The organism is Bradyrhizobium cosmicum (genome assembly GCF_007290395.2).
GTDB classification, from domain to species: Bacteria; Pseudomonadota; Alphaproteobacteria; order Rhizobiales; family Xanthobacteraceae; genus Bradyrhizobium; species Bradyrhizobium cosmicum.
In genome coordinates, this window is sequence record NZ_CP041656.2 from 4330624 (window position 1) to 4355272 (window position 24649).

General features: G+C 65.2%; 24 protein-coding genes. 17 read left to right on the forward strand and 7 right to left on the reverse strand.

Features of this window, described 5'->3' with window-relative positions; genetic code table 11:
* Positions 1–428 precede the first annotated feature (428 nt).
* Entirely contained in the window at positions 429–1937 is a 1509-nt protein-coding gene (locus FNV92_RS20910; protein ID WP_143844753.1) for a replicative DNA helicase, read from the forward strand.
* Positions 1938–1983: 46 nt separating this feature from the next.
* On the forward strand, positions 1984–3261 hold the full coding sequence (gene alr / locus FNV92_RS20915) for an alanine racemase (RefSeq protein ID WP_168213820.1): 1278 nt from the start codon (positions 1984–1986) through the stop codon (positions 3259–3261).
* A 142-nt stretch (positions 3262–3403) separates the two neighbouring features.
* Here alr and FNV92_RS20920 read toward each other — a convergent pair whose 3' ends face one another.
* On the reverse strand, positions 3404–3625 hold the full coding sequence (locus FNV92_RS20920) for a cysteine rich repeat-containing protein (RefSeq protein ID WP_015686667.1): 222 nt from the start codon (positions 3623–3625) through the stop codon (positions 3404–3406).
* Positions 3626–3664: 39 nt separating this feature from the next.
* On the opposite strand from FNV92_RS20920, the gene FNV92_RS20925 reads away from it, so the two are divergent.
* Positions 3665–4441, forward strand: coding sequence for an exodeoxyribonuclease III (locus FNV92_RS20925; RefSeq protein WP_143844751.1), 777 nt, complete (start codon positions 3665–3667; stop codon positions 4439–4441).
* A gap of 50 nt (positions 4442–4491) precedes the next feature.
* On the opposite strand, the gene FNV92_RS20930 is transcribed toward FNV92_RS20925, so the two are convergent.
* The gene (locus FNV92_RS20930) at positions 4492–4809 is read right to left on the reverse strand and encodes a hypothetical protein (protein ID WP_143844750.1); all 318 of its coding nucleotides are present in this window, start codon (positions 4807–4809) and stop codon (positions 4492–4494) included.
* A 176-nt stretch (positions 4810–4985) separates the two neighbouring features.
* Between FNV92_RS20930 and FNV92_RS20935 the strand changes: the two genes are divergently transcribed.
* From FNV92_RS20935 to FNV92_RS20970, 8 genes are all read left to right on the forward strand, one after another.
* Positions 4986–5726 (forward strand): FadR/GntR family transcriptional regulator, encoded by a 741-nt coding sequence (locus FNV92_RS20935; protein WP_143844749.1) that lies wholly within the window; start codon positions 4986–4988, stop codon positions 5724–5726.
* Positions 5727–5757: 31 nt separating this feature from the next.
* On the forward strand, positions 5758–6657 hold the full coding sequence (locus tag FNV92_RS20940; RefSeq protein ID WP_143844748.1) for an NAD(P)-dependent oxidoreductase: 900 nt from the start codon (positions 5758–5760) through the stop codon (positions 6655–6657).
* Positions 6658–6667: 10 nt separating this feature from the next.
* Positions 6668–7351 (forward strand): amino acid ABC transporter permease, encoded by a 684-nt coding sequence (locus tag FNV92_RS20945; RefSeq protein ID WP_143844747.1) that lies wholly within the window; start codon positions 6668–6670, stop codon positions 7349–7351.
* A 1-nt stretch (position 7352) separates the two neighbouring features.
* Complete coding sequence (locus tag FNV92_RS20950) at positions 7353–8027, forward strand: amino acid ABC transporter permease (protein WP_015686673.1); 675 nt, start codon at positions 7353–7355, stop codon at positions 8025–8027.
* A 1-nt stretch (position 8028) separates the two neighbouring features.
* Positions 8029–8787 carry an amino acid ABC transporter ATP-binding protein gene (locus FNV92_RS20955; protein ID WP_143846249.1) on the forward strand — a complete coding sequence of 253 codons (759 nt, stop codon included), beginning with the start codon at positions 8029–8031 and terminating at the stop codon, positions 8785–8787.
* An 18-nt stretch (positions 8788–8805) separates the two neighbouring features.
* Complete coding sequence (locus tag FNV92_RS20960) at positions 8806–9600, forward strand: transporter substrate-binding domain-containing protein (protein WP_143844746.1); 795 nt, start codon at positions 8806–8808, stop codon at positions 9598–9600.
* Positions 9601–9667: 67 nt separating this feature from the next.
* The gene (gene rpiB / locus FNV92_RS20965) at positions 9668–10114 is read left to right on the forward strand and encodes a ribose 5-phosphate isomerase B (protein ID WP_143844745.1); all 447 of its coding nucleotides are present in this window, start codon (positions 9668–9670) and stop codon (positions 10112–10114) included.
* Between the two features lie 195 nt (positions 10115–10309).
* Positions 10310–11035: a sulfite exporter TauE/SafE family protein gene (locus tag FNV92_RS20970; RefSeq protein ID WP_143844744.1), complete on the forward strand. Its 726-nt coding sequence runs from the start codon at positions 10310–10312 to the stop codon at positions 11033–11035.
* An 11-nt stretch (positions 11036–11046) separates the two neighbouring features.
* Here the strand turns inward: FNV92_RS20970 and FNV92_RS20975 are convergent, their stop codons facing one another.
* Positions 11047–13116, reverse strand: coding sequence for a putative bifunctional diguanylate cyclase/phosphodiesterase (locus tag FNV92_RS20975; protein ID WP_143844743.1), 2070 nt, complete (start codon positions 13114–13116; stop codon positions 11047–11049).
* A complete protein-coding gene (locus tag FNV92_RS20980; protein ID WP_168213618.1) occupies positions 13116–14273 on the reverse strand; it encodes an ABC transporter substrate-binding protein in 1158 nt (385 codons plus the stop codon). Before FNV92_RS20980 ends, FNV92_RS20975 begins: the two co-directional genes overlap by 1 nt.
* Before the next feature lie 202 nt (positions 14274–14475).
* Here FNV92_RS20980 and radA point away from each other — a divergent pair, with 202 nt between their 5' ends.
* The 6 genes from radA (at position 14476) to FNV92_RS21010 (ending at position 21786) form a co-directional block, all read left to right on the forward strand.
* Positions 14476–15924: a DNA repair protein RadA gene (gene radA / locus FNV92_RS20985; RefSeq protein ID WP_143844741.1), complete on the forward strand. Its 1449-nt coding sequence runs from the start codon at positions 14476–14478 to the stop codon at positions 15922–15924.
* Positions 15925–16091: 167 nt separating this feature from the next.
* A complete protein-coding gene (locus FNV92_RS20990) occupies positions 16092–16721 on the forward strand; it encodes a CvpA family protein (protein ID WP_015686681.1) in 630 nt (209 codons plus the stop codon).
* A gap of 28 nt (positions 16722–16749) precedes the next feature.
* Complete coding sequence (purF, locus tag FNV92_RS20995) at positions 16750–18273, forward strand: amidophosphoribosyltransferase (protein ID WP_015686682.1); 1524 nt, start codon at positions 16750–16752, stop codon at positions 18271–18273.
* 141 nt (positions 18274–18414) lie between these two features.
* Positions 18415–19155: an SDR family NAD(P)-dependent oxidoreductase gene (locus FNV92_RS21000; RefSeq protein WP_143844740.1), complete on the forward strand. Its 741-nt coding sequence runs from the start codon at positions 18415–18417 to the stop codon at positions 19153–19155.
* 76 nt (positions 19156–19231) lie between these two features.
* A complete protein-coding gene (locus FNV92_RS21005) occupies positions 19232–20380 on the forward strand; it encodes an NHL repeat-containing protein (protein ID WP_143844739.1) in 1149 nt (382 codons plus the stop codon).
* A 179-nt stretch (positions 20381–20559) separates the two neighbouring features.
* A complete protein-coding gene (locus tag FNV92_RS21010) occupies positions 20560–21786 on the forward strand; it encodes an ABC transporter substrate-binding protein (RefSeq protein WP_143844738.1) in 1227 nt (408 codons plus the stop codon).
* Positions 21787–21924: 138 nt separating this feature from the next.
* Here FNV92_RS21010 and der read toward each other — a convergent pair whose 3' ends face one another.
* The 3 genes from der to FNV92_RS21025 are packed head-to-tail and all read right to left on the reverse strand — an operon-like array spanning position 21925 to position 24586.
* Positions 21925–23307 (reverse strand): ribosome biogenesis GTPase Der, encoded by a 1383-nt coding sequence (der, locus tag FNV92_RS21015; RefSeq protein ID WP_015686686.1) that lies wholly within the window; start codon positions 23305–23307, stop codon positions 21925–21927.
* A 49-nt stretch (positions 23308–23356) separates the two neighbouring features.
* A complete protein-coding gene (locus tag FNV92_RS21020; protein WP_143844737.1) occupies positions 23357–23902 on the reverse strand; it encodes a hypothetical protein in 546 nt (181 codons plus the stop codon).
* 30 nt (positions 23903–23932) lie between these two features.
* Positions 23933–24586, reverse strand: a complete 654-nt coding sequence (locus FNV92_RS21025) for a tetratricopeptide repeat protein (RefSeq protein ID WP_143844736.1) — start codon at positions 24584–24586, stop codon at positions 23933–23935.
* Positions 24587–24649 lie beyond the last annotated feature (63 nt).

Sequence of the window (24649 nt, forward strand, 5' to 3'; positions counted from 1 at the left end):
GGCCTGGCTTAGACCGTCGCCATGAGCAAGCAGACCCAAACCTCATTCGACGTGCAGGACGACCTCCGCACCGATTACGCCCTGATCGCCACCGGCGTCGGAGCGGCCCTTGTCGCGCTGGTCTACCTCCTGCTGGTCTGAATCCGAGCCGAGAGCTCCCAGCGTGCACTTCGCGCGCTTATCGATACGTCTGCGCGCCCATCCACCAGGTTCATGACATCCGGATTTTTCCGCAGCGCGGTCGCGGCGCCTTGCGGGCCGCGCGCGAGTTCCGTGAAAATCCGTCAAGCGTGGTGCGCGCTGCGGCTGCCAATCATCCACCATTTTAATGATCGGTTGATAGCGGCCAGCTTTCACTTCCGCTTCCGCGTCAGTCGGCGCTTTATCCCGGCCCCGCATCCGCCCCAGAAAATTGCTATCGCTCGACCATGGCCCTCACTGATTCGAACGTCCTCAAACTCGCGCCCGAGCCGGGAACTCCCGCCTACCGGAGCGCGCCGCATAATATCGAGGCGGAACAGAGCCTTCTGGGCGCGATCCTGGTCAACAACGATGCCTTCTACCGCGTCTCCGACTTCCTGGAGCCGAAGCATTATTTCGAGCCGCTGCATCAGACAATCTACGAGACCGCCGGCAGCCTGATCCGGATGGGCAAGATCGCCACGCCCGTCACGTTGAAGACGTTCCTCCCCGCCGACACCGATGTCGGCGGCATGACCATCGGGCAGTATCTGGCGCGGCTCGCGGCCGAAGCGACCACCATCATCAACGCCCAGGACTACGGCCGCACCGTCTACGATCTGGCGCTGCGTCGCGACCTGATCGGCATCGGCGAGGACATGGTCAATGTCGCCTATGACGCGCCGGTCGACTTCGCGCCGCGGGCACAGATCGAGGACGCCGAGCGCCGGCTGTACGAGCTCGCCGAATCCGGCCGCTATGACGGCGGCTTCCAGAAATTCTCGCAGGCGTTGGCGGTCGCGGTCGATCTCGCCGCAAAGGCGTTCCAGCGCGACGGTAAGCTGTCGGGCATCTCGACGGGTATGCGCGACCTCGACACCAAGATGGGCGGCCTGCAGCACTCCGATCTCATCATCGTGGCGGGACGTCCCGGCATGGGCAAGACGTCGCTGGCGACGAACATCGCCTACAACGTCGCGCAAGCCTATGTTCCCGAGATCCAGGCGGATGGCACCACGAAGGCCGCCAATGGCGGCGTGATCGGCTTCTTCTCCTGCGAAATGTCGGCCGACCAGCTCGCCACGCGTATCGTGGCCGAGCGCACCGGCATTCCCTCCTCCCACATCCGCCGTGGCGGCATCACGGAAGGCGATTTCGAGAAGATCCGCCAGGTTTCGATCGAGCTGCAATCGCTGCCTTTCTATGTCGACGCGACCGGCGGCCTGTCGATCGCGCAGCTGATGGCGCGCGCGCGCCGGCTGAAGCGGCAGAAAGGTCTCGATCTGCTCGTGATCGACTACATCCAGCTGTTGTCGGGCTCGGGCAAGCGGAGCGACAACCGCGTCCAGGAAATCACGGAGATTACGACCAGCCTGAAAGCGCTGGCCAAGGAGCTCAACGTCCCCGTGATCGCGCTGTCGCAGCTCTCGCGTCAGGTCGAATCGCGCGACGACAAGCGGCCGCAGCTCTCCGACTTGCGTGAATCGGGCTCGATCGAGCAGGACGCCGACGTCGTGCTGTTCGTTTACCGCGAGGAATACTACCTCGCCATGAAGGAGCCGCGCCCGGGCACGCCTGAACACGAGAAGTGGCAGCTTGACATGAGTCTTGCGCACGGAAAGGCCGAAGTCATCATCGGCAAGCAGCGCCACGGCCCGACCGGCACCGTCGATCTGGCCTTCGAAGCCTCGGTCACGCGGTTCGGCGACCTCGCGTCTGACGCTCAATTGCCGGATCGTAGCGGCAACGACTACTGAGTTCCTTGAACCAAGCCTGCCTCTTGCGTAAAACGGCGCCATGACAATGGCGTCCGACCCGAAAATGATCCCGCAATCCGGCCTCCTCTCCGTGGAGGCCAATCAGGCCGCCGCGCTCGCACCCTATGGCGGCGTACTCACAGTCGATCTCGACGCCATCATCGCCAACTGGCGCAAGCTCGAGAAGACGGCGGTACCGGCCGAATGCTCGGCGGTGATCAAGGCCGACGCCTATGGCTGTGGCGCCGAGCAGGTCTCGCGGGCCCTGAGCAAGGCCGGCTGCAAGACCTTCTTCGTCGCCACCATCGAGGAAGCGCGCAAGGTCCGCGGGGCCGTGCCGGAAGCCGCGATCTATGTGCTCGGAGGCTATTTCCAGAACACCGGCGAGCACTACGCCAGCATCAACTGCCGGCCGGTGATCGGCGATCTCAACGAACTCGCCGAATGGGACGTGTTCTGCCGCCGCACCGGCTGGACCGGGGGCGCTGCCATCCACATCGACACAGGCATGAACCGGCTGGGGCTGACGCTTGCCGAGGCGCAGGCGATCATTCCCCGCATCAATGCCGGCGACCACGGCATCACGCTGGTCATGAGCCATCTGGTTTCGGCCGAACAGCTCAACAATCCCGTCAACGCAAAGCAGCTCGCGACCTTCCGCGGCATCGCCAGCGAATTCTCCGGCGTGCCGGCAGCGCTTGCCAATTCGTCAGGCATTTTCCTCGGCGCCCCGTTCCAGTTCGACCTGGTGCGGCCCGGCGCGGCGCTCTACGGCGTCAATCCGACGCCGGAGGCTGACAACCCGATGCAGCCGGTCGTGGACCTCAAGGCGCGCATCGTGCAGATCCGCAACGTCGAGCGCGGCGAGACCGTCGGCTATGGCGGCACCTGGACCGCACGCAGGCCAACGAAGCTCGCGATCATCGCGGTCGGCTATGCCGACGGATATTTCCGCGCCGCCAGCTCCAATGACGGCACCCGCGGCGCCGAGGTGATCGTCGCGGGCAAGCGCTGTCCGGTGGCGGGCCGCGTGTCCATGGATCTGATCGCGATCGACATCACCGACCTGCCGCCCAATGCGGCGCGGCGCGGCCATTTGGTGACGCTGATTGGCGAAGGCATCACCGTCGACGAGCTCGCGCATCATTTCGGCACCATCGGCTACGAGGTGCTGACCAGCCTCGGCCACCGCTACGCCCGCGTCTACAAGGGCGGCAACGTGGCGGAGCCCTTGGCAAAGCCGGCAGCCGCGCAAGCCGCCGAGCAGCCCCCCGCCCCGCCGCCGATCGAGCAACCCGCGAACCCGCCGCCGCTGCCGTCCTGACGGAGACGCGTGTGCCCCGGACGCAGCGCAGCGCTCCTTCAGCGGTGCACTGCAGAGCCGGGGCCCATCTCTCAACAGTGTACCGTGTCGCCTTCCTAGTCCCGTCTCGCGCTGCACGCGGCCAGGGCACGAGAGGGAACGCTTACTTCTTCTTCCGGCCGTCGAGCGCCGTCTTGCAGGACTCGCTGAGCTGGTCGCGCTTGGCGTTGAGGCAGGCGATGATCTTGCCGCCGCCCGGCACGATGCCGGCGCAGAATTTGTCATAGTCCGCCTTGCATGCACCGCGCGGATCGGACGACTGTGCCGAAGCCGCTCCGGAGATCGCGACAACGACGACGAAAGCAGCAAGGTTCAACTTGGACATTGTATCTCCGGTGAAGGAAAGCAGAAGCGTCAGCTCTACATGAAGATTGCGACATTCAACATCAACAACATCAATCGCCGCCTGCCCAATCTGTTGGCATGGATGCGCGCGGCAAAGCCCGATGTCGTCGCGCTTCAGGAATTGAAGGCAAGTGATGGCGAATTTCCGGCGGCCGCGCTCGAAAAGGCCGGCTATGGTGCGGTCTGGTGTGGACAGAAGACCTGGAACGGCGTCGCCATCCTCGCCCGCAATGCCGAGCCTGTGCTGACTCGCGATCGCCTGCCCGGGAAGCCTGACGATCACGAGGCGCGCTACATCGAGGCCGCGGTGCGCGGCGTCATCGTCACCAGCCTCTATCTGCCAAACGGCAATCCGCAGCCAGGTCCGAAATTCGACTACAAGCTCGACTGGTTCGCGCGCCTCAGGCGCCACGCCAAGACCTTCATCAAGCAGGATCTGCCTGTGGTGCTCGCCGGCGACTACAACGTCGCGCCTGATACGATCGACATCTATCCGACCCGCTCATGGGACAAGGATGCCCTGATCCAGCCCAAGAGCCGCGCAGCGTTCGCGTCGCTCGTCGAACAAGGCTGGTGCGATGCGATCCGCGAGCTGAATCCGGAGAAACACATCTACACGTTCTGGGACTACAAGCGGAACCGCTGGCCGCGTGATGCGGGCCTGCGGCTCGACCACCTCCTGCTCAGCCCTGCCCTCGTCTCACGGCTGGCGAAAGCCGGAGTCGACAAGAAGGTTCGCGGCGAGGATGGCGCCAGCGATCACGCGCCGGCATGGGTGGTGCTGAAGCAACGTTGATGCGCAGGGCTCGCCGCTGCTGGCAATATGCTGTCAGCAGCGCAACCCGGTCACGAAGCCTCGTTCCCGGACAGCCGCCTGGCGTTCGCGGCCACATGCTCGCGATAACGCCGGACGATTGTCCCCGGCGTTGCCCCGGCAAGCAGGCTCGCGGCCGCCTCGAAAGCTGCTGCGACCTTCTCACTGACCATCAGCGCGGCTTCCTGTCCGGCCGCCTCGCCGCCATGGCTGAGCTTCTCGCAGCGCAGCCGCACCACTTCGCTGGCTTCGACCGCGAGCATCACACCGGCGTACCAGGGAAAGCCGTTGTCGGAACCGCAGAGCACCGCGTGGCGGTCGAGCGCGGAGAAGGAAGGGTGATCGGGCATCGCAAAGCTCACATTCTGACGGGCGCTCCGATCAATACCCTTCAAATTTGAAAGATCCGGCCGGGGAACCGGTCGGATTGGGCTCGCCTGCGACATCGGCCGTTAACCAAGGCCCTTGACGCGCCGGCTCTGGTTATCCTACTGGTCAGACCACGATCAGACCAAAAGAGACCGGGATGGAGCTCAAGCGAGCCGCTGAGGGAGAAAAAGGGTTCGAGAAGGTGTTCGCCTTCCTGCGCGAGCGCCTGCTTGCAGGCTCGCTGAAGCCGGGCGACCGCCTGATCTCCGAGCGCGAGCTGGCAACCCTCCTCGGCGTCAGCCGGCCGATCGTCCGCGAGGCGCTTCGCGCCCTCACCGTGCTCGGCATCGTCGAGATCCGCGACCGCATCGGTACCGTGGTGACGAGACCGGACGTCTCGGTGCTGAACGACTTCTTCACCTTCGCCCTCGCCCAGCAGGCGGACATGCTCGATGACGTCATGCAGGCGCGCGTCGCGATCGAATGCCAGGCGATCCGCCTCGCCTGCGAGCGCGCCAACATTGCCGATTTCGAACGGCTGCAGCGCGCACTGGCGAAGATCGGGGACACCATCGACGAGGCCGATGCCGGCGGCATGGCCGACTTCGAATTTCATCGCGCCATCGTCGTGGCCTCGCATTCGGAGACGTTGACGGTCTTGCACGGCTCGCTGGCGGGTCTGCTGACGCACTCGCATCGCAGCCGCCGCGACTTGGTACAGGCCTTCCCATCGATGAAGACGTACCTCATCGACGACCACCGGCGCATCTTCGACGCGATCATCGCGCGCGACCCCGAACGCGCCGACGCGACGCTGCGCAAGCATTTTGCCATCGGCAACGAATACCGCAGGCGCGCCGTCGTCGGCGACATCGACAAGACCAGCGCCTCGCGCTGATCGCGGACTAACCAAGAAACGGACGAGTGACATGGGACGGAACGACAAGGGCAGCGTCGGCTTCATCGGCATCGGCACGATGGGCCTGGAGATGGTGCGTAACCTTCTGAAGGCCGGGCACGCGGTGCACGCATTCGATCTCAACGAGGCCGCCGTAACGGATATCGTCAAGGACGGCGCGACCCGCGCCAAGAGCCCGGCCGATGCTGCGCAAGGCGCCGACATCGTCATCACCATGCTACCCGACACGCCCCATGTCGAAGCGACCGTTTACGGCGAGCACGGACTGCTGAAGTCGCCCCCACCCGGCAAGCTCATTGTCGACATGAGCACGATCTCGCCGGTCGCGGTCCGCCGCATCCATGGCGATCTGCAAAAAATCGGCGTTAGCTTCATCGACGCGCCGGTCTCGGGTGGCCCGGTGGGCGCCAAGAACGCCGCACTCTCGATCATGGCCGGCGGCGATGCGAGCGCCTTCGCGCAGGCCGAGCCGTTCTTCCGCGCTATGGGCACGACCATCACGCATGTCGGCGCGTCCGGCGCGGGGCAAACGGTGAAGCTCTGCAACCAGCTGATCTGCGGCATCAACATCCAGGCCATCTGCGAGGCGCTCGCGCTTGGCCGCGCTTCGGGCCTCGATCTCAATCTGCTGCGCCGGGTGCTGCTCGGCGGCTCCGCTGCCTCCTGGATGCTCGACAAGCTCGGCCCCGCGATGATCGCGGGCGACGTCTCCGCCGGCTTCCGGATCGATCTGCAGCTCAAGGACCTCCGCCTGGTGCAGGAACACGCCCAGGCGCTGAGCGTGCCGCTGCCGGGCACGGCGCTCGTCACCAGCCAATATGTGGACGCGCGCGCACGCGGCGAAGGCAACAATGGCAACCAGGCGCTGTTCCGCGTCTATGACCGCATGACCAACCAGACCACCGGCTGAACCCGACACAATGAGCCTCCAACTCGACTTTCCCGCAGTGCTGGAGCGTTGGCCGAGTTTTCTCGGCGGCGCGGCGCTGACGCTGGAGTTGGCGGCTTTTGCGACCGTGCTCGGCGCCCTGTTCGGCACGCTCGCCGCGGTCGGCCGCGGCTCGCACAACGCGCTGATCGCGGGCGCCTGCAAAGTCTACGTCGAGTCGATCCGCAACACGCCGCTGCTGGTGCAGATCTTCCTGGTCTATTTCGGCCTCGCCAGCCTGGGGCTGAAACTCTCGGCCTTCACCGTGGCAGTGGCCGCGCTGACCATCAATGTCGGCGCCTACACCGCCGAGATCATGCGCGCGGGCTTCGAGGCGATTCCACGCGGACAGATCGAGGCCGCCGAAGGGCTGGCGCTGTCACGCCTGCAGATCTACTGGCACATCATCCTGTTGCCGGCGGTCGAGAAGGTCTATCCGGCGCTGACCAGCCAGTTCGTGCTGCTGATGCTGGCCTCCTCGGTCTGCTCGCAGATCTCGGCCGAGGAGCTCACGGCGGTCGCCAACTATATTCAGTCGGACACCTACCGCGCGTTCGAGACCTACATCATCGTCGCCGTGCTCTACATCATCCTGTCGCTGGTGATGCGCGCCGGCTTCTGGGGCCTCGGCCTCGTGCTGTTCCCGCGCCGTCGCCGGCTCGGCACACCGCTGTGAGATGACCATGGGCGGACATCTCAATATCAACCACCTGATCTTCCTCGGCCAGGGCGCGCTTTGGACCATTGGTCTATCCGTGATCGCGCTGATCGGCGGCGGCATCGTGGGCTTCGTGATCGCACTGGCGCGCATCTCGCCGCTCAAATCGGTGCGCATCGCCAGCGCCGTCTATGTTCAGCTCATCCAGGGCACGCCGCTGCTGGTCATCCTGTTTCTCGGCTATTTCGGCCTCGCCGCGATCGGCCTCAAGGTCTCCTCGCTCACGGCCGCCGGCGCTTCGCTCACGCTCTATGTCGCCGCCTATCTCGGCGAGATCTGGCGCGGCTGCATTCAGTCGGTGCCGAAGCCGCAATGGGAGGCCGCCGAAGGCCTCGCCCTGAGCCGGACCCAGCGCATGAGGAAAGTGATACTCCCGCAGGCGATCCGCATCGCGACGCCGCCCACCGTCGGCTTCATGGTGCAGATCATCAAGAATACCTCGCTTGCCTCCGTCGTCGGCTTCGTCGAGCTGATGCGCTCGGGCCAGATCGTCAACAACTCGCTGTTCGAGCCGTTCGTCATCTACGCCATCATCGCCGCCGCCTATTTCGCCATGTGCTATCCCCTGTCGCTGTTCAGCCAGAAGCTGGAGAAGCGGATGGGGCGTGGCAGATCCACCCTCGCGCCAGCCTGACATGCAGCAAAACCCGCCCTCCTCCGACCCGATCGTATCGCTTCGCGACGTGCAGAAGAGCTTTGGCCCGCTCCGGGTGCTCGACGGCGTCTCCTTTGCCGTCGAACGCGGCGAGGTGCTGGCGCTGATCGGCCGCTCTGGCTCCGGCAAGAGCACGGCGCTGCGCTGCATCGACCGCTTCGAGAAGGTCGACGGCGGCGAGATCGTCGTGTGCGGGCACCGCGTTGACCGCCCGGATGTCAACCTGCGCGCGCTGCGCCAGGACGTCGGCATCGTGTTCCAGAGCTACAATTTGTTTCCGCATCTCACGATCGAGCAAAACATCACGCTGGCGCCCAGTGCCGTGAAGGGCATGACGACGTCGCAGGCCAAGGACCTCGCGCGAAACGTGCTGGCGCAGGTCGGGCTCGAGGAGAAGCTGCACGCCTACCCGGAGCAGCTTTCCGGCGGCCAGCAGCAGCGTGCCGCGATCGCCCGCTCGCTCGCCATGCAACCGAAGGTCATGCTGTTCGACGAGGTCACCTCCGCGCTCGATCCGGAGCTCACCGGGGAAGTGCTCAAGGTGATCGAGCAGCTGGCGGCTGATGGCATGACCATGGTGATGGTGACCCACGAGATGGGCTTTGCCAAGGGCATCGCCGACCGGATCGTCTTCATGCGTCGCGGCAAGGTTCACGAGACCGGACCTGCCTCGATCCTGACGTCGCCGACGACCCCCGAACTCACGCAATTCGTGGGTACGGGAAACTTAAAATCATAACAGGGAGAGGAACTAGGGATGACCAACAAAACATTGCTGGGCGCTGCCGCCGCACTGTGCGGCCTCATCATGATAGCGGCGACGCCGGCATCGGCCGATTTGCTCGATGATATCACGCAGGCCAAGAAGATCCGTATATCGACCGACCTCGCCATCCCGCCCTCGGGCATGATGGACTCCAATATGAAGCCGACCGGCTCCGACGTCGAGGTGGCGCAGCTGCTCGCCAAGGACTGGGGGCTCGAGCTCGAGTTCATCCAGACCACCGGCGCAACCCGTATCCCGAACGTCCTGACCGGCAAGGCCGACATCATCATCTCGACACTGTCGGTGACGCCCGACCGCGCCAAGGTGATCGATTTCACCAAGCGTTATGCGACGCTGCAATCCGACGTCGGCTGCCTGAAAGCATCGACGGTCAAGGACTGGCCCGACCTCAAGGACAAGTCGATCGGCGTCTCCCGCGGCACCACGCAGGACACGACCCTGTCCAACATGAAGGACAAGGACCTCAAGATCTCCCGTTACGACGACGACGCCACCATGGTGACGGCGGCGGTGTCCGGTCAGGTCGACTGCGTCGCCTCGTCCGCGACGATCATCAACCAGATCGGCGTGAAGAACCTCTCACGCGTGTTCGAGTCCCGGATACCGCTGGCCACCTTCGACCTTGCCATCGGCCTGAAGAAGGGTGAGCAGCGCTTGATGGACAAGCTCAACGCCTGGATCACCGAGAACGTCAAGAACGGCAAGCTCAACACGATCTACAAGAAATTCCACGGCGTCGAGCTGCCGCCGGACATGCGCAGCTAAGACCAGCAACAACCGTGGCAGCCGCGCGCGGCTGCCACGGACCATGCAAAATCAAGAAGGGCATCACATGCGTCTCGTCATCGGATCCGACCACGCCGGCTGGCCGCTCAAGCAGACCGTCATCGACCACATCCGCAGCCTCGGCCACGACGTCGTCGACGTCGGCTCCTATGACGACAAGCCGGTGGACTTCCCCGACATCGCACGCGCCGTGGCGCAGAAGGTGACATCGGGCGAGGCAGCGCGCGGCATCATGGTTTGCGGCACAGGCGTCGGTGCCTCGATCGCCGCCAACAAGATGAAGGGTATCCGCGCCGCGGTCTGCCACGACATTCACTCCGCCCATCAGTGCGTCGAGCATGACGACGTCAACGTCATGTGCATCGGCGCGCAGATCGTCGGCGCGTGGCTTGCCGTCGATCTCGTCTCCTCCTATCTCTCCGCCGAATTTTCGACCGATGAGGATTTCCGCCGCCGCGTCGAGAAGCTGCGCGTGATGGACGAGCAAGGCTGACGGCCTGCAGAATGGTAGCCTGGAAATAGTTGTGCCCGAAGCCGCGGTCCCGTGACCCGGACGCAGCGCACCGCTCCTTAAGCGGTGCGCTGCAGCGCGTCCGGGACACGGAGGGCGCGACCGTGGAACGAAGCACCGCCATTCACGCCTTTCCCCTCCTCCGGCTAGACTGTTCCGATTCCCGGAGTCCTGCTCTTGGCTTTTCTGTTCGTCCTCACCGTCGGCCTGCTCGCCGGCACCATCTCAGGCATCGTCGGCACGGGATCGTCGATCATGCTGATGCCGGTGCTTGTCTATGCCTATGGGCCGAAGGAGGCCGTGCCGATCATGGCGGTCGCCTCCGTCATGGCGAATTTTTCGCGAATCCTGGCCTGGTGGCGCGAGGTCGACTGGCGGGCCTGCGCGGCCTATTCGGTGACAGGCATTCCCGCCGCCGCGCTCGGGGCGCGGACGCTGCTGGCGCTGCCCTCGCATGCCGTCGATCTGGCCATCGGCAGCTTTCTGATCGCGATGGTGCCGGTGCGGCACTGGCTGGCGCAGCACGATCTTAAGGCCAATCTCTGGCACCTCGCCATCGGCGGCGCGATCATCGGCTATCTCACCGGCATCGTGGTCTCGACGGGCCCGCTCAGCGTGCCGCTGTTCCTGTTCTACGGGCTCAGCCAGGGCGCTTTCCTCGCCACCGAAGCCGCCTCTTCGCTCGGCCTCTACTTCGCGAAATCCGTGACGTTCGAGCGTTTCGGCGCGCTGACCGGCGACGTCTTCGTGAAGGGCCTGGTCGCAGGCTCCTCCCTGATGTCAGGCGCCTTCATCGCCAAACGCTTCGTGCTGCATCTGAAGCCAGAGATGTTCCGCCTGGTGATGGACGCGATCATGATCGCTGCCGGGCTCTCGATGATCTGGAATGCAGCGCAGACGTAATCGCGGCGCGCTCAGGCGGCAAATTCCGGCGCGATCGGCGGGCTCTCGGCAAGGATGCGGCTTTCGGGCACCGCCTGTCCCTCGAGCCATTGCAGCACGGCCTCGATCGGCTGCGGCCGCTGATAGAGAAAGCCCTGCCCGAGCGTCACGCCCATCTCGCGCATGGCCTGCGCCTGCTCGGCCCGCTCGATGCCTTCGGCGACCAGCGTGAGCCCCAAAGTGCCGGCGAGCGATGCGATGACCCCGACGATCGCCTGGTCCTCCGCGCTGCCGGGAATCTCGCTGATGAAGGCCTTGTCGATCTTGACCTTGTCCAGCGGGAAGCGCCTGAGATGGGCGAGCGAGCTGTAGCCGGTGCCGAAATCGTCGAGCGCGATGGTCGCGCCGAGGCGCCGCAGGCGGTGCAGCGTCTCGGAAGCGCTGGCGATATTGTTGATCAGCGAGCCCTCGGTGATCTCGAGTTCCAGGGACGAAGGCGCAACATCGAAGCGCGCACAGGTCTCGCGCAGCTCGGCGGCGAGCGAGTGGTCGGCGAGCTCGGACGGCGGCAGGTTGATCGCGATCCGGATCTGCGGCCTGCCCGCGGACGCGAGGCGCCGCAGCGCGCGGCAGGCATCGGTCAGCACATAGCGCGTCAACCGCGCATTGTTGCCGCTGCGCTCGATCAGCGGCAGGAATTCGCCGGGGCCGATCACGCCATGCTCGGGATGACGCCAGCGAATGAGCGCCTCGAGGCCGACGACGGCCTGGCTCTCGAGATCGACCAGGCTCTGATACCAGACCTCGAATTGCCCCTCGGCGAAACCCGTAGGAATGGCGAGCTCGAGATCGCGGCGGCGGCGGTAGTCGCGCTGCAGCGCTTCGTCGAGCACCGCGACGGTGCCGGGCGCCTTGCTCTTGGCATGGTAGAGCGCGATGTCGGCAAGCGCCGGCAGGTGCGACAGCTCGGGATCGCCGGCGCGGCGCACCGCAAGGCCGATGCTGGCGCGCGGAATGACCTGCTTGTCGTGCAGGCGGATCGGCTCGGAGATGGCATTCAGCAACTGGCGCGCAAACGCCTGTGCGGTCGCTGCGTTGCTGACCTCGGGACGGATGACGACGAATTCGTCGCCGCCGAGCCGCGCGACCCAGTCCTGTGGCTCGACCGCCTCACGCAGTCGCTCGGAGATGTGCACCAGGAACTTGTCGCCGGCATCATGGCCGAAAGTGTCGTTGATGCCCTTGAAGTCATCGAGATCGATGAAGCAGAACGCGATCAGGGAGTCCAGCGAGCCGGCATCGCTGCTCAAGGTCACGAGTCGCTCGGACATCGAGCGGCGATTGGGCAGCCCCGTGAGCGGATCGTGCGAGGCCATGTGGCCGAGCCGGTCGAGCGCACCCGACGTGGTGTGCTGCATGGAATTGAAGGCACGCGCGAGCTGACCAAACTCGTTCGAGGATTTGATGTCCGCCGGATACGCGCGGCCGTCCTGCTTGCTGCGCTGGATCGCGGACATGATCGCGGCGAGCGGCTTGCCGATGAAGATGTTGGCCGAAATCCGCAAAGCGACCACGGTCGCGAGCGTTGCGAGCAGGCCGACGACGATCAGCAGCATCAGCTGGCTGCTGGTATCCGTATAAACGGTCGCATAGGAATAGACGATCGCGATGCGGCCGGCCTGAACGGCGATGTTGCCGTTGCGATAGTTGATCGGACGCGACACTTCCGCGACGGACTGATCCGACGGACGCGCCACCACACGCGCGATCGCAACCCCGGTGTCGTCGTAGACCGCCGCCGCGGCAATGGTCTCGTCGTGCATGATTTCGTTGAGCACGTTCGTGACCTGGTCGTAGCGCATTTTCCAGAGCGGCTCGGCGATCAGCTCGGCGCGGCTCTCGGCGACGCGGGCAACGCGAGCGTCCAGTTGCCTGATCTGCGACCAGAAACTCGAGACCTCGACGCCGGCGGACGCGAGCAGTTGCACCACCAGCAGCACCGGCACCGTGGCCCAGATCATCGCCCGGACCACCGAGCGGGAGCGTGAAGGCGCCGGCGTCTCGTTGCGACCCGGATCGGTCATGTCGTTACCGTTTCGCATCAGTCAGCAGTACCTTCCAGGGGCGCCAGCGACGAGATCAGCGCATCGCTGGAGAAATCGTACTGGCCGCAGCGTCCTGCCTTCGCCCTGAACCGGGTGAAATCGATCCTGTCGAAGGCACGGGCCTTGATGAGGTCGCCGACCGAGGCAAGGTTGGCGCGGGTGATCGCGGATGTCTTGACCTCGACATGAGGGGAAGCGACTGCGAAATCGCAGCCATCGGCATAGTCGCGCAAGAGCACGATCGACCAGCCGCCGAGCAGGAAGTGGCCGCCGTCCGTCATAAGCAGGCGGCCCGCCCTGATCGCGCGCAGCGCGTCCTCCGACCAGTTGAGGCCGACCACCTGGATATCCTCGCCGGGCGCCAGGCCCGCCGTCGAGGCGGCCTTGATAGCTCCGAGCGCCATCGGATCGTTTCCGGCCCAGATGCCGGCGGGCCGAATCCCCTTGCGCGAGGCCCAGCTCAGATAATTCATTGTGACCTGCTCGGCCTCGGACTGCGTCCAGTTGGCGAACAGCATCCGGTCCACCACCACATCAGGCGCGGCCGCGACCGCAAGCTGGAGACCGGCATTGCGGGCGATCGATGACGGCGTGATTTCGTCGCCGCCGATGCCGAGAATGTGGATCTTGCCGTCAGCGCTCTGCCATTTTTCGGCGCGCGCCCTGCCGATCAGGGCGTTGGCCATCCGGGCCCCCGCGGTCTGGAGATCGGTCGTGATATCGCCGAGCCAGGTTTTGAGGATTTGGCGCGGCGCTCCGAGACGCGCCGCATCGTTACCGATCAGCGTGTTCGACAACAACAGCGTCTTGACGCCGGCAGCTTCGGCAGCCTCCAGGATCGGAACGGCTGCGGATTCCTCGTTCGACAGGATGAGAAAATCCGGCTTGTCGGTGCGCGCTACCACACCGAGCCCCAATTCCTGCATGGTGCGGTAATTGCGCTCGCTGGTGAGCACCTCGACACGTGCATCGAGCTTTCGTCCGGCCGCCTGCATGGTCTGCGCGACCATGTCCCAGTAGACCTCGCCGGTCTTGCCGGGATTGACGAAAACGATGTCGAGCGGCCTTGCATCGACGGCGACGGCCCGGCTGACGGGCGCGAGAACGCCGCAGGCCATGCCCACAGCGAGCAATATGCGCAAAAATGCCGTCATCGTCCTAGCCACCCCGTATCGGTTCCGAAACTGGACCCGCGTCCGCTAACATTTGGCAAAGCCCGGCGAGCTGCGGCGACGTAGCCCTAACAAAGGGTGTATCTGCCGCACCGAATTGCGCTCATTGGAGCGCCATCGGATGCCCTCGCTGCCCGTCATTCCGTGCTATCAGCAAACTCGAGATTCCCGACTCGTTGTCCCCATGGCCAAGAACACGCTGTCCTTCGTCTGCCAGAATTGCGGCGCGGCCTATAACCGCTGGCAGGGCAAGTGCGAGTCCTGCGGCGAGTGGAATACGCTTGCCGAGGAGGACACGACCGGCAGCGTGCCGGTTTCGATCCGCTCCAAGCGCAAGGGCCGGACGTTTGCGCTGGAAAGCCTGTCGGGAAAGACCCAGGACGCGCCGCGCCTGTCCTCGGGGATGACCGAACTCGACCGCGTCACCGGCGGCGGCTTCGTTCGCGGATCGGTGCTGCTGGTCGGCGGCGATCCCGGCATCGGCAAGTCGACGCTGCTGACGCAGGCAACGAGCCTGATGGCGCGCGCCGGCCACCGCATCGTCTACATCTCCGGCGAAGAAGCCATTGCCCAGGTGCGGCTCCGCGCCGAGCGGCTCGGCCTGTCGGATGCACCGGTGCAGCTCGCGGCCGAGACCTCGGTCGAGGATATCGTCTCGACGCTCTCGGAAGGCGCGGTGCCGCGGCTGATCGTGATCGACTCGATCCAGACCATGTGGACCGACACGGTGGAATCCGCGACCGGCACCGTCACGCAGGTGCGCGCCTCGGCGCAGGCGCTGATACGGTTTGCCAAGAAGACGGGCGCCGCCATCATCCTGGTCGGCCACGTCACCAAGGATGGCCAGATCGCCGGCCCCCGCGTCGTCGAGCACATGGTCGACGCGGTCATGTCCTTCGAGGGCGAAGGCTCGCAGCAATTCCGGATCCTGCGCGCCGTGAAGAACCGTTTCGGCCCGACCGACGAGATTGGTGTGTTCGAGATGACCGGCCTTGGCCTGCGCGAGGTCACAAATCCCTCCGAGCTGTTCCTGTCCGAGCGCGACCTCGGCACGCCCGGCACCGCAGTCTTTGCGGGCATCGAGGGCACACGGCCCGTTCTGGTCGAATTGCAGGCACTGGTGGCGCCCACCTCACTTGGTACACCGCGGCGCGCAGTGGTCGGCTGGGATCAGAGCCGGCTCTCCATGGTGCTGGCGGTGCTGGAGGCCCATTGCGGGGTCAAGCTGTCCGGCCACGACGTCTATCTCAACGTTGCGGGCGGTTTGCGTATCCACGAGCCAGCGGCCGATATGGCCGCTGCGGCCGCGCTGGTTTCCTCGCTGGTTAATGCGCAGTTACCCACTGACGCGGTCTATTTCGGAGAGATTTCACTCTCCGGTGTCATTCGCCCGGTTGCGCAGACCCCGGCTCGGTTGAAAGAAGCGGCCAAGCTCGGCTTCAAGCGCGCCGTGCTCCCCGAATCGGCCCGGGGCGGCGATGCGGGCGGCGACGCCGGACTGTCCCTGAACGCGATCAACAGCCTGACCACCCTGGTCGCCGAGATCGCCGCCCGCGGATCCCGCCGCGGCGAACAGAACCCGCCGGCAGAGAAAAATGCCACACCGGCAAGATTCCGCCGCGGAGAGGGTTAGCTGGAGGTGACGTCCCCCGCCCCCGCCGCTATACAGCCGTCACAAAAGCAGCATGGGATTGCGTGGTTGCGGCCTTGCCGGGAACGCCGTCTGGCCTTCAGTTAGGGCGGCGGCCAAGCACCGATTCGCTGAGCACCTTTGAGAGTACGAGCGGACCAGACCAGCCGATGCCAGTAACCATCCTCGACCTGATCCTGCTCGGTGTGATGCTGATCTCGGGCCTGCTCGCAATGGTCCGCGGCTTCATGCGCGAAATCCTGTCGATCGCAGCCTGGGGCGCGGCGGCGATCGTGACGCTGTACTCGTTCTCGAAGCTGCTGCCGACCGCAAAGACCTATTTCAACAACGACACGGTCGCCAGCGTGGTCGTGGTCGCCGGCGTATTCGTCGGTACCCTGGTCGTGGTTTCCGTGATCACGGTCCGGATCTCCGACATGATCCTGGATTCGCGCATCGGCGCGCTGGACCGCACCCTCGGCTTCCTGTTTGGCCTCGCTCGCGGGCTTTTGATCGTCGTGGTCGCCTTCCTGTTCTTCACCTGGCTTGTTCCGGACAAGCAGCGCCCGGACTGGGTCACGGGGGCGAAATCCCGCGTGGTGCTGCAGGGAACCGGGGATTGGCTGATGGCCCTCTTGCCGGATGACCCCGAGAACACCATCTTGAAGAGATTCAAGAAAAACAAACCAGATGATGATCAAGCTGATTCCGAACAGCAGCCTTCGGCTACTGGCGACGGATACAGCAAACCGGCTCGTGACAGCCTGAAAAAGCTGATCGAGAAACCTGCGGCGCGTTGATTAGGCCCTAAAGAGAGGCGCGGACGAGATGCGACACCCTGACCAGGACGCCCAGCTTGATCTCGACTTGAACCGGCCCTCTGGCCCAGCCGCGATCGAGCTACAGGACGATCTGGAGGGAGATACGCTGCGCGAGGAATGTGGCGTCTTCGGCATCTACGGCCACCCCGACGCGGCCGCCATCACCGCCCTCGGCCTCCACGCCCTTCAGCACCGCGGCCAGGAAGCGGCCGGCATCGTCTCCTACGACGGCTCCCGCTTTCATTCCGAACGTCGCCTCGGCCTCGTCGGCGACACCTTTTCCCGCCGCGAGGTGATCGACCGCCTGCCTGGCACCATGGCGGTCGGCCATGTCCGCTATTCCACCACCGGCGCCACCATCCTGCGCAACGTCCAGCCGCTGTTCGCGGAGCTCAATGCCGGCGGCCTTGCGGTCGCCCACAACGGCAACCTCACCAATGGCCTGACGCTGCGCCGCGAGCTCGTGAAGAGCGGCGCGATGATGCAGTCGACCACCGACACCGAGGTGATCCTGCACTTGGTCGCGCGCTCCAGGCGCAGCCGCTTCATCGAACGCTACATCGACGCGCTGCGCGAGATCGAAGGCGCCTATGCGCTGGTCTCGCTGACCAACAAGAAGCTGGTCGGCGCGCGCGATCCGCGCGGCATCCGTCCCCTGGTGCTTGGCGACCTGGACGGTTGCCCGATCCTGACCTCCGAGACCTGCGCGCTCGACATCATCGGCGCGCGCTTCGTCCGCGACATCGAGCCCGGCGAAGTCATCGTGTTCGACGAAAACGGCCAGGACATCCACAAGCCGTTCCCGCCGATGGCGCCGCGTCCCTGCATCTTCGAATACATCTATTTCTCCCGGCCCGATTCCATCGTCCACGGCCGCTCGGTCTACGAGGTGCGCAAGGCCTTCGGCGCTCAGCTCGCCCGCGAGAGCCATGTCCCGGTCGACGTCGTCGTGCCGGTGCCGGATTCCGGCGTGCCCGCCGCGGTCGGCTACAGCCAGCATTCCGGCGTGCCGTTCGAACTCGGCATCATCCGCAACCACTATGTCGGCCGCACCTTCATCCAGCCGACGCAGGCGATCCGCGAATCCGGCGTGCGCATGAAGCATTCGGCGAACCGTGCCGCGATCGAAGGCAAGCGCATTATCCTGATCGACGACTCGCTGGTGCGCGGCACCACCTCGAAGAAGATCGTGCGCATGATGCGCGATGCCGGCGCCAAGGAAGTGCATTTCCGCCTCGCCTCGCCGCCGATCCTCTATCCCGACTATTACGGCATCGACCTGCCCGACCGCGGCGGCCTTCTCGCGGCGACGCACTCGCTGGAAGAGATGCGCGAGATCATCGGCGCCGACTCGCTCGCCTTCCTGTCGATCGACGGCATGTATCGCGCCATGGGCGAGCCCGGCCGCGACCCCGCCAATCCGAAATTCTCGGACCACTGCTTCACCGGGGCGTATCCGACCCACCTCACCGACCAGACCCAGACCGAGCAACAGCCGCGGCAGCTGTCGCTGCTGGCGGAAGCGAGCTGACGGCGTCGCTGCCATCCCGGGTGCCATAAGAGGCTCCTTTTCGTCATGGCCGGGCTTGTCCCGGCCATCCACGTCTGTAATACCCGCCGTAAAGAACGTGGATGCCCGGGACAAGCCCGGGCATGACGGAAGTATTCGACGATGACAAAGCCCCTCGCCGACCGCATCGCTCTCGTTACCGGCGCCTCGCGCGGCATCGGCTATGCCACGGCCATCGCGCTTGCAAAAGCGGGCGCGCATATCGTTGCGACGGCGCGCACGCAGGGCGGATTGGAAGAGCTTGACGACGAGATCCGCAAGCACGGCGGCGGCGCCACGCTGGTGCCGCTCAACCTGACCGATTCCGACGGCATCGCGCGGCTCGGGGCCGGCCTGCACGAGCGTTACGGCAAGCTCGACATCCTCGTCGGCAACGCCGGCGTGCTCGGCCCCTCCTCGCCGATCGGCCATATCGAGCTGAAAACCTTCACAGACGTGATGGCGGTGAACGTCACCGCGAACTTCCAGCTGATCCGCTGCATGGAGCCGCTGCTCAGGCAATCCGACGCCGGCCGCGCCGTGTTCATCACCTCGGGCGCCGCCAACAAGGCGACCGCCTATGTGAGCCCCTACGCCGCCTCCAAGGCGGCGCTGGAAACGCTGGCGCGCGCCTGGGCGCAGGAAACCGCGAACACGCCTCTCCGTGTCAACCTGTTCAACCCCGGCCCGATCCGCACCCGCATGCGCGCAACCCTGATGCCGGGCGAGGATCCCGCAACGCTGGAGACGCCCGAGCAGGTCGCCGAATTCATCGTCCCGATGTGCGCGCCCGACTGGACAGAGACCGGCAAGTTCTACGACTACAAGAGCCGCAGCCTGATGAGCTTCCGCTCGCCGGCCTGATTGACTTGGAGACCTCCCCGCGATTGACTGCACGCGCTCAAGCGGCAGCAAGCCGCAAGCCAAAAGGGAGGTTGCTATGGCACCATGGCATGATCGCGCCGGCCTCAACCGTGCGCTCGCAAATGTCTGTCGCGCCTTCTCCATCCTGATTGCGGCCATCGCCTTCATATGTCCGGGCGTTGCAACCGCCGGCAACATCCCGACCTTCGCGGTCGATACCTCCTGGCCAAAGCAGCTTCCGAACAACTGGATCCTCGGCCAAGTCGGCGGCATCACCGTCGACTGGCAGGGCCACATCTGGGTGATCCATCGCCCACGCTCGCTCACAGACGACGAGAAGGGCGCGAGCCTCACACCGCCACGCTCGAAATGCTGCGTGTCGGCGCCGCCCGTGCTCGAGTTCGACGCCGAGGGCAATCTGCTGCGGTCCTGGGGCGGTCCAGGCGCAGGCTACGAATGGGTCGGCCGCGAGCACGGCATCGAGGTCGACGAGCGAGGCTTCGTCTGGGTCGGCGGCAATGCCGACAACGACAACGCAATTTTGAAGTTCACGCTCGACGGCAAGTTCGTGGCCCAGATCGGCAAGATCGCGCCGAGCCTCGGCAGCAACGACACGACGCAGCTCGGCAAGCCCGCCGAGACCGCGATCGACAAGGAGGCCAACGAGATCTACGTCGCCGACGGCTATGGCAACCGCCGCGTCATCGTGTTCGATGCCACAACGCTCGCCTACAAGCGGCACTGGGGCGCCTACGGCAACAAGCCTGACGACGCCAAGCAGGCGGCCTATGATCCCAAGGCGCCGGTGTCGCAGCAATTCGGCAATCCCGTCCACTGCGTGAAGCTCGCCAATGACGGGTTCGTCTACGTCTGCGACCGCATCAACAACCGCATCCAGGTGTTCAGGAAGGACGGCACCTTCGTGAAGGAGTTCTTCTTCGAGAAGAACACGCTGGGCAACGGTGCCGTGTGGGACATCGCGATCTGGCCTGATCCAAAGCAGACTTATCTGCTGAGCGCCGACGGCGAGAACAACGAGATCCGGGTCATCAAGCGCGACGACGGCAGCGTGGTCGGCAGCTTCGGGCACAACGGCCGCAATGCCGGGCAATTCCATTGGGTGCATGCCATGGCGATCGACGCCAAGGGTAACGTCTATACCGCCGAGGTCGATACCGGAAAGCGCATCCAGAAATTCAGGCTGACGTCGGACGCTCTTAAATAACGTCCCCAACAGCGCCCTGACGCATTCTGCCCAAAAGTTAACCGACGGATGACGCTTCGACGCAGCGTCATCCGGCTTTAGGCGCATTGCCGCAGACCGCGGGACAAGGTACAGGCATCAACCGGACCAAGGCTTCGCAAGAGAGCCGTCCGCATATTTGACAATGGAGGAAACCTTTTATGACGACGACGTTCGCGCGCCGCTCTGCGGCCCTTCTGGCCTGTGCCGCTTTCGGTTTTGCCACATCCGCCTACGCTCAGGACAAGACCGTCACGATCGGCGTGCTCAATGACATGTCCAGCCTCTACGCCGACATCGGCGGTCCCGGCGCCGTTGTGGCGGTCAAGATGGCGGTTGAGGATTCCGGCCTCCTCGCCAAGGGCTGGAAGATCGAGGTCATCAGCGGCGATCACCAGAACAAGCCTGACGTCGGGGTCAACATCGCGCGGCAGTGGATCGACACCCAGAAGGTCGATGTGATCGCCGACACGCCGAACTCCGGCGTTGCGCTGGCCGTCAGCAACGTCGCCAAGGAAAAGAACGCGGTCCTGCTCAACAATGGCGGCGCCAGTGCCGACCTCACCGGCAAGGCCTGCAACGCCAACACCATCTCTTTCACCTACGACACCTACATGCTCGCCAACGGCACCGGCAAGGCGCTGACCAAGGCCGGCGGCGACAGCTGGTTCTTCCTGACCGCCGACTATGCCTTCGGCGCCGCGCTCGAGCGCGACACCAGCGCGGTCGTCACCGCGAACGGCGGCAAGGTGCTCGGCGGCGTGAAGCATCCGCTCAATACGTCGGACTTCTCGTCCTTCCTGCTGCAGGCGCAGAACTCGAAGGCGAAGATCATCGGGCTTGCCAATGCTGGCGGCGACACCACCAACTCGATCAAGCAGGCGGCCGAGTTCGGCATCGTCGAAGGCGGCCAGAAGCTCGCCGCGCTGCTGCTCTTCATCAACGACGTCCACTCGCTCGGGCTGAAGACCGCGCATGGCCTGACTTTCACCGAGTCGTTCTACTGGGACCTCAACGAAGGCACCCGCGCCTTCTCGAAGCGCTTCCAGGAAAAGGCGGCCAACAAGGCGATGCCGTCAATGACGCAGGCCGGCAATTATGCGGCCATTCTGCATTACCTGAAGGCACTCGACGCCCTCGGTGGCAATCCGCATGACGGCGCCAAGGTCGTCGCCAAGATGAAGGAGCTTCCGACCGAAGATGCGCTGTTCGGCAAGGGCCCGCTGCGCGAGGACGGTCGCCGCATCATCCCGGCCTATCTGTTCGAGGTGAAGAAGCCGGAAGAATCGAAGGGCCCGTGGGACTACTACAAGCTGGTCGCGACCATCTCGGCGGAAGATGCGGCCAAGCCGCTCAAGGACAGCGAGTGCCCGCTGGTGAAGAAATAACCCAGCCAACACTGTGTAAGGTGGGCAAGGGCGCTCTTGCGCCGTGCCCACCTTCTCTCAACGAGTTGACGCAGTCGCGATGGTCACGCTTCAGCCTTCGCTCTTCGAGCTACGGCGGACAAGTCGCGCTGCCCGAGCCTACGACGGCCGCTTGCGCTTGTGGGCGAAGGGATTGGCCTTCTCGCGCAACGTGATCCGCACCGGCGTGCCCGGCAGTTCGAAAGCCTCGCGCATCGAATTGACGAGGTAGCGCATGTACGATTGCGGCACGGCGTCCGCGCGCGAGCAGAACAGCACGAAGCTCGGCGGACGTGCCTTGGTCTGCGTGATGTAGTTCAGCTTCAGGCGGCGGCCGGACACCGCGGGCGGCGGATTGGCCTGGACTGCTTCCTCGAACCAGCGGTTCAAGGCCGCTGTCGAGACGCGCCTGTTCCAGACCGCATAGGCATCCTGGATCGCCTGCATCAGGCGGTCGATGCCCTCGCCCATCAGGCCGGACACAGCGACGATCGGCACCCCCTTGACCTGCGGCAGCAAGTGGTCGGCATCCCGGCGCAAATTGGAGATGGCGCCGCCACCCTTGCTTTCCATCAGGTCCCATTTGTTGACGGCGAGCACGACCGCGCGGCCCTCGCGCTCGATCAGATCGGCGATGCGCAGGTCCTGCTCCTCGAACCGATTCTGGGCGTCCATCATCATCACGACGACTTCGGCAAAACGCACCGCACGCAGCGCGTCCGCGACCGAGAGCTTTTCCAGCTTCTCCTCGATGCGCGAGCGCCGGCGCAGGCCCGCGGTATCGAACACGCGGAATTCGCGGCCCTTCCAGTTGATCTCGACCGCGATGGAATCGCGCGTCGTGCCGGCCTCCGGGCTCGTCAGCAGGCGCTCTTCACCGAGCAGGTGATTGATGAATGTCGACTTGCCGGCATTGGGCCGGCCGACGATGGCGACCCGGATCGGGCGGGTCGCGGCCTCTTCCTCGGTGAGCGGCGCGTCGTCCTCGGCTTCGTCTTCCTCGACCGGCTCCGGCATCAGCTCGCGGAGCGCATCGTAGAGCTCGCCCATGCCCTCGCCATGCTCGGCCGAGATCTGGATGGGATCGCCAAGGCCGAGCGCGAAGGCCTCCATCGCGCCAGCATCGCCATGCTTGCCTTCGCTCTTGTTGGCGACCAGCAGCACCGGCTTGTTGGCCTTGCGGGCGAAATCGGCGAAGGCTCGATCGGTGGGTGTCAGGCCGATGCGGGCATCGATCACGAAGAACAGCGCATCAGCCTGCGCGATCGCCGCCTCCGTCTGCTCCTGCATGCGCGCCGTCAGGGAGCCCTTGGCGCCCTCGTCAAGGCCGGCGGTGTCGATGATGGTGAATTCGAGGTCGCCGAGCCTGGCCTCGCCCTCGCGGCGGTCGCGGGTGACGCCGGGCAGGTCATCGACAAGCGCGAGCTTCTGCCCAACCAGGCGGTTGAACAGCGTCGACTTGCCGACGTTGGGTCGGCCGATAATGGCAATCGTGAAGGACATCGGTCATTCGTGCGCTGCGAAGGCCGCGCCTGTCAATGTAATGAAGTGATCAGCGCGAGAAGCTGCCGCTCGGCATCGGCGCCGGGAAAGCTCCCTGCGACTGCTGCTGCGTGGTCTGGGTCGGTTGCGCCTGCTGGGCGGGCTGATCCGGTGGCGGCGCGGTGGTGCGCCTGCGGACGATCTTCTGCTTGGGCGGCGGAGCGGCCGTGGGCGGTGCGGCCTCCGGCTGGGCCTCGCCATCGACTTCGCCCGCCGGGGCCTCAGCGGGAGTTGCCGCGGTGGCTGGCTGCCTGGTCTTCTTCGCCTTGGCACCCTTTGCCGGCTTGGCCTCGGACGGCGGCTCCGCCGGCAAGGCCGCGACGGCGGGCGCGTTCGGATCCGGCTGCTGCTGAGCACCCTTGTACATGTCGCGCGGCACGCCCTGCTCGAGGCCCGGCACGCCCTCGGGGAAGACCGGCTTGCGGTCTCCCGGCAGCTTCTTCTTGGTGTCGAGGAAGTCGAGCATGTCGCTGGGATCGAAGCTGGAGCAGCCGGCCAGAACGCCCGTGAAGGCGATCAGGACGGCGGCTGCGATCAAGCGTGGCGTGCGGCGCATATCGGTGTCTCGTCTCAGCTCTCGGGACCGTCAGCTCTTGGCGACGGGCGGCAGCAGGGCCTGGAGCGCCTCGGCACGCGAGCGCAGGCCCGGCGGCGTTTCGCCGTCATCAGCGATCGCGTCGAGCCATTTGCGGGCCGCGGTGGTATCGTTGTTACGCCAGGCCGACAGCGCCAGGATCTCGCGCGCAGTGTGGCGGAACGTCGATTTGGGCGCGGCGGAGGACTCCAGCCGCTGCTGCATGTCGGCATAGGACGCGCTGTCGACCAGCAAGCCGGCGGCGCGGATCCTCGCCAGATCCTGCCACTCACCGCCGATGCCGCGGTCGGCGGCAATGTCGTCAAACATCTTGGCCGCGGCCTTGGGATCGCGAGCCGACGCCTCGGCAGCAGCACGCAGCCGCGCCAGAGTGCGATAACCCCAGGGCGCCTTGGCGGCGAGCTCGGCAAAGGCGGCCTCGGCCTCCGCGTGCTTGTCCTGGTCGGACAGCTCGGCGGCCTTCTCGAAGGCGGCGCCGGCCTCGGCGGCCTTCTTGCCCTCAAGATACTGGTAGCCGCGCCAGCCGCCGACGGCGGCCACGACCAGCACCATCAGGGCGATGAAGAAGATGGAATACTTATCCCACAGCTTCTTGAGCTGTTCGCGACGGACTTCCTCGTCGACTTCGTCAAATAATTCAGACACTTAAGCTAATCCCATGCCCGGCCGGGCGCGCGCGCCAGATTGTTCGCGTCAAATACCGGTCCC

Bases quoted from the DNA above. Each gene is read 5' to 3' on its own strand.
- FNV92_RS20975 (WP_143844743.1), bottom strand. From the start codon at position 13,116: ATGCGAAACGGTAACGACATGACCGATCCGGGTCGCAACGAGACGCCG.
- purF (WP_015686682.1), top strand. From the start codon at position 16,750: ATGCGACACCCTGACCAGGACGCCCAGCTTGATCTCGACTTGAACCGG.
- der (WP_015686686.1), bottom strand. From the start codon at position 23,307: ATGTCCTTCACGATTGCCATTATCGGCCGACCCAACGTCGGCAAGTCG.
- FNV92_RS20910 (WP_143844753.1), top strand. From the start codon at position 429: ATGGCCCTCACTGATTCGAACGTCCTCAAACTCGCGCCCGAGCCGGGA.
- FNV92_RS20940 (WP_143844748.1), top strand. From the start codon at position 5,758: ATGGGACGGAACGACAAGGGCAGCGTCGGCTTCATCGGCATCGGCACG.
- radA (WP_143844741.1), top strand. From the start codon at position 14,476: ATGGCCAAGAACACGCTGTCCTTCGTCTGCCAGAATTGCGGCGCGGCC.
- FNV92_RS20925 (WP_143844751.1), top strand. From the start codon at position 3,665: ATGAAGATTGCGACATTCAACATCAACAACATCAATCGCCGCCTGCCC.
- FNV92_RS21005 (WP_143844739.1), top strand. From the start codon at position 19,232: ATGGCACCATGGCATGATCGCGCCGGCCTCAACCGTGCGCTCGCAAAT.
- FNV92_RS20930 (WP_143844750.1), bottom strand. From the start codon at position 4,809: ATGCCCGATCACCCTTCCTTCTCCGCGCTCGACCGCCACGCGGTGCTC.
- FNV92_RS21020 (WP_143844737.1), bottom strand. From the start codon at position 23,902: ATGCGCCGCACGCCACGCTTGATCGCAGCCGCCGTCCTGATCGCCTTC.
- rpiB (WP_143844745.1), top strand. From the start codon at position 9,668: ATGCGTCTCGTCATCGGATCCGACCACGCCGGCTGGCCGCTCAAGCAG.
- FNV92_RS20960 (WP_143844746.1), top strand. From the start codon at position 8,806: ATGACCAACAAAACATTGCTGGGCGCTGCCGCCGCACTGTGCGGCCTC.
- FNV92_RS20955 (WP_143846249.1), top strand. From the start codon at position 8,029: ATGCAGCAAAACCCGCCCTCCTCCGACCCGATCGTATCGCTTCGCGAC.
- FNV92_RS21000 (WP_143844740.1), top strand. From the start codon at position 18,415: ATGACAAAGCCCCTCGCCGACCGCATCGCTCTCGTTACCGGCGCCTCG.
- FNV92_RS20990 (WP_015686681.1), top strand. From the start codon at position 16,092: ATGCCAGTAACCATCCTCGACCTGATCCTGCTCGGTGTGATGCTGATC.
- FNV92_RS20935 (WP_143844749.1), top strand. From the start codon at position 4,986: ATGGAGCTCAAGCGAGCCGCTGAGGGAGAAAAAGGGTTCGAGAAGGTG.
- FNV92_RS20920 (WP_015686667.1), bottom strand. From the start codon at position 3,625: ATGTCCAAGTTGAACCTTGCTGCTTTCGTCGTCGTTGTCGCGATCTCC.
- alr (WP_168213820.1), top strand. From the start codon at position 1,984: ATGGCGTCCGACCCGAAAATGATCCCGCAATCCGGCCTCCTCTCCGTG.
- FNV92_RS20945 (WP_143844747.1), top strand. From the start codon at position 6,668: ATGAGCCTCCAACTCGACTTTCCCGCAGTGCTGGAGCGTTGGCCGAGT.
- FNV92_RS21010 (WP_143844738.1), top strand. From the start codon at position 20,560: ATGACGACGACGTTCGCGCGCCGCTCTGCGGCCCTTCTGGCCTGTGCC.
- FNV92_RS20980 (WP_168213618.1), bottom strand. From the start codon at position 14,273: ATGACGGCATTTTTGCGCATATTGCTCGCTGTGGGCATGGCCTGCGGC.
- FNV92_RS20950 (WP_015686673.1), top strand. From the start codon at position 7,353: ATGACCATGGGCGGACATCTCAATATCAACCACCTGATCTTCCTCGGC.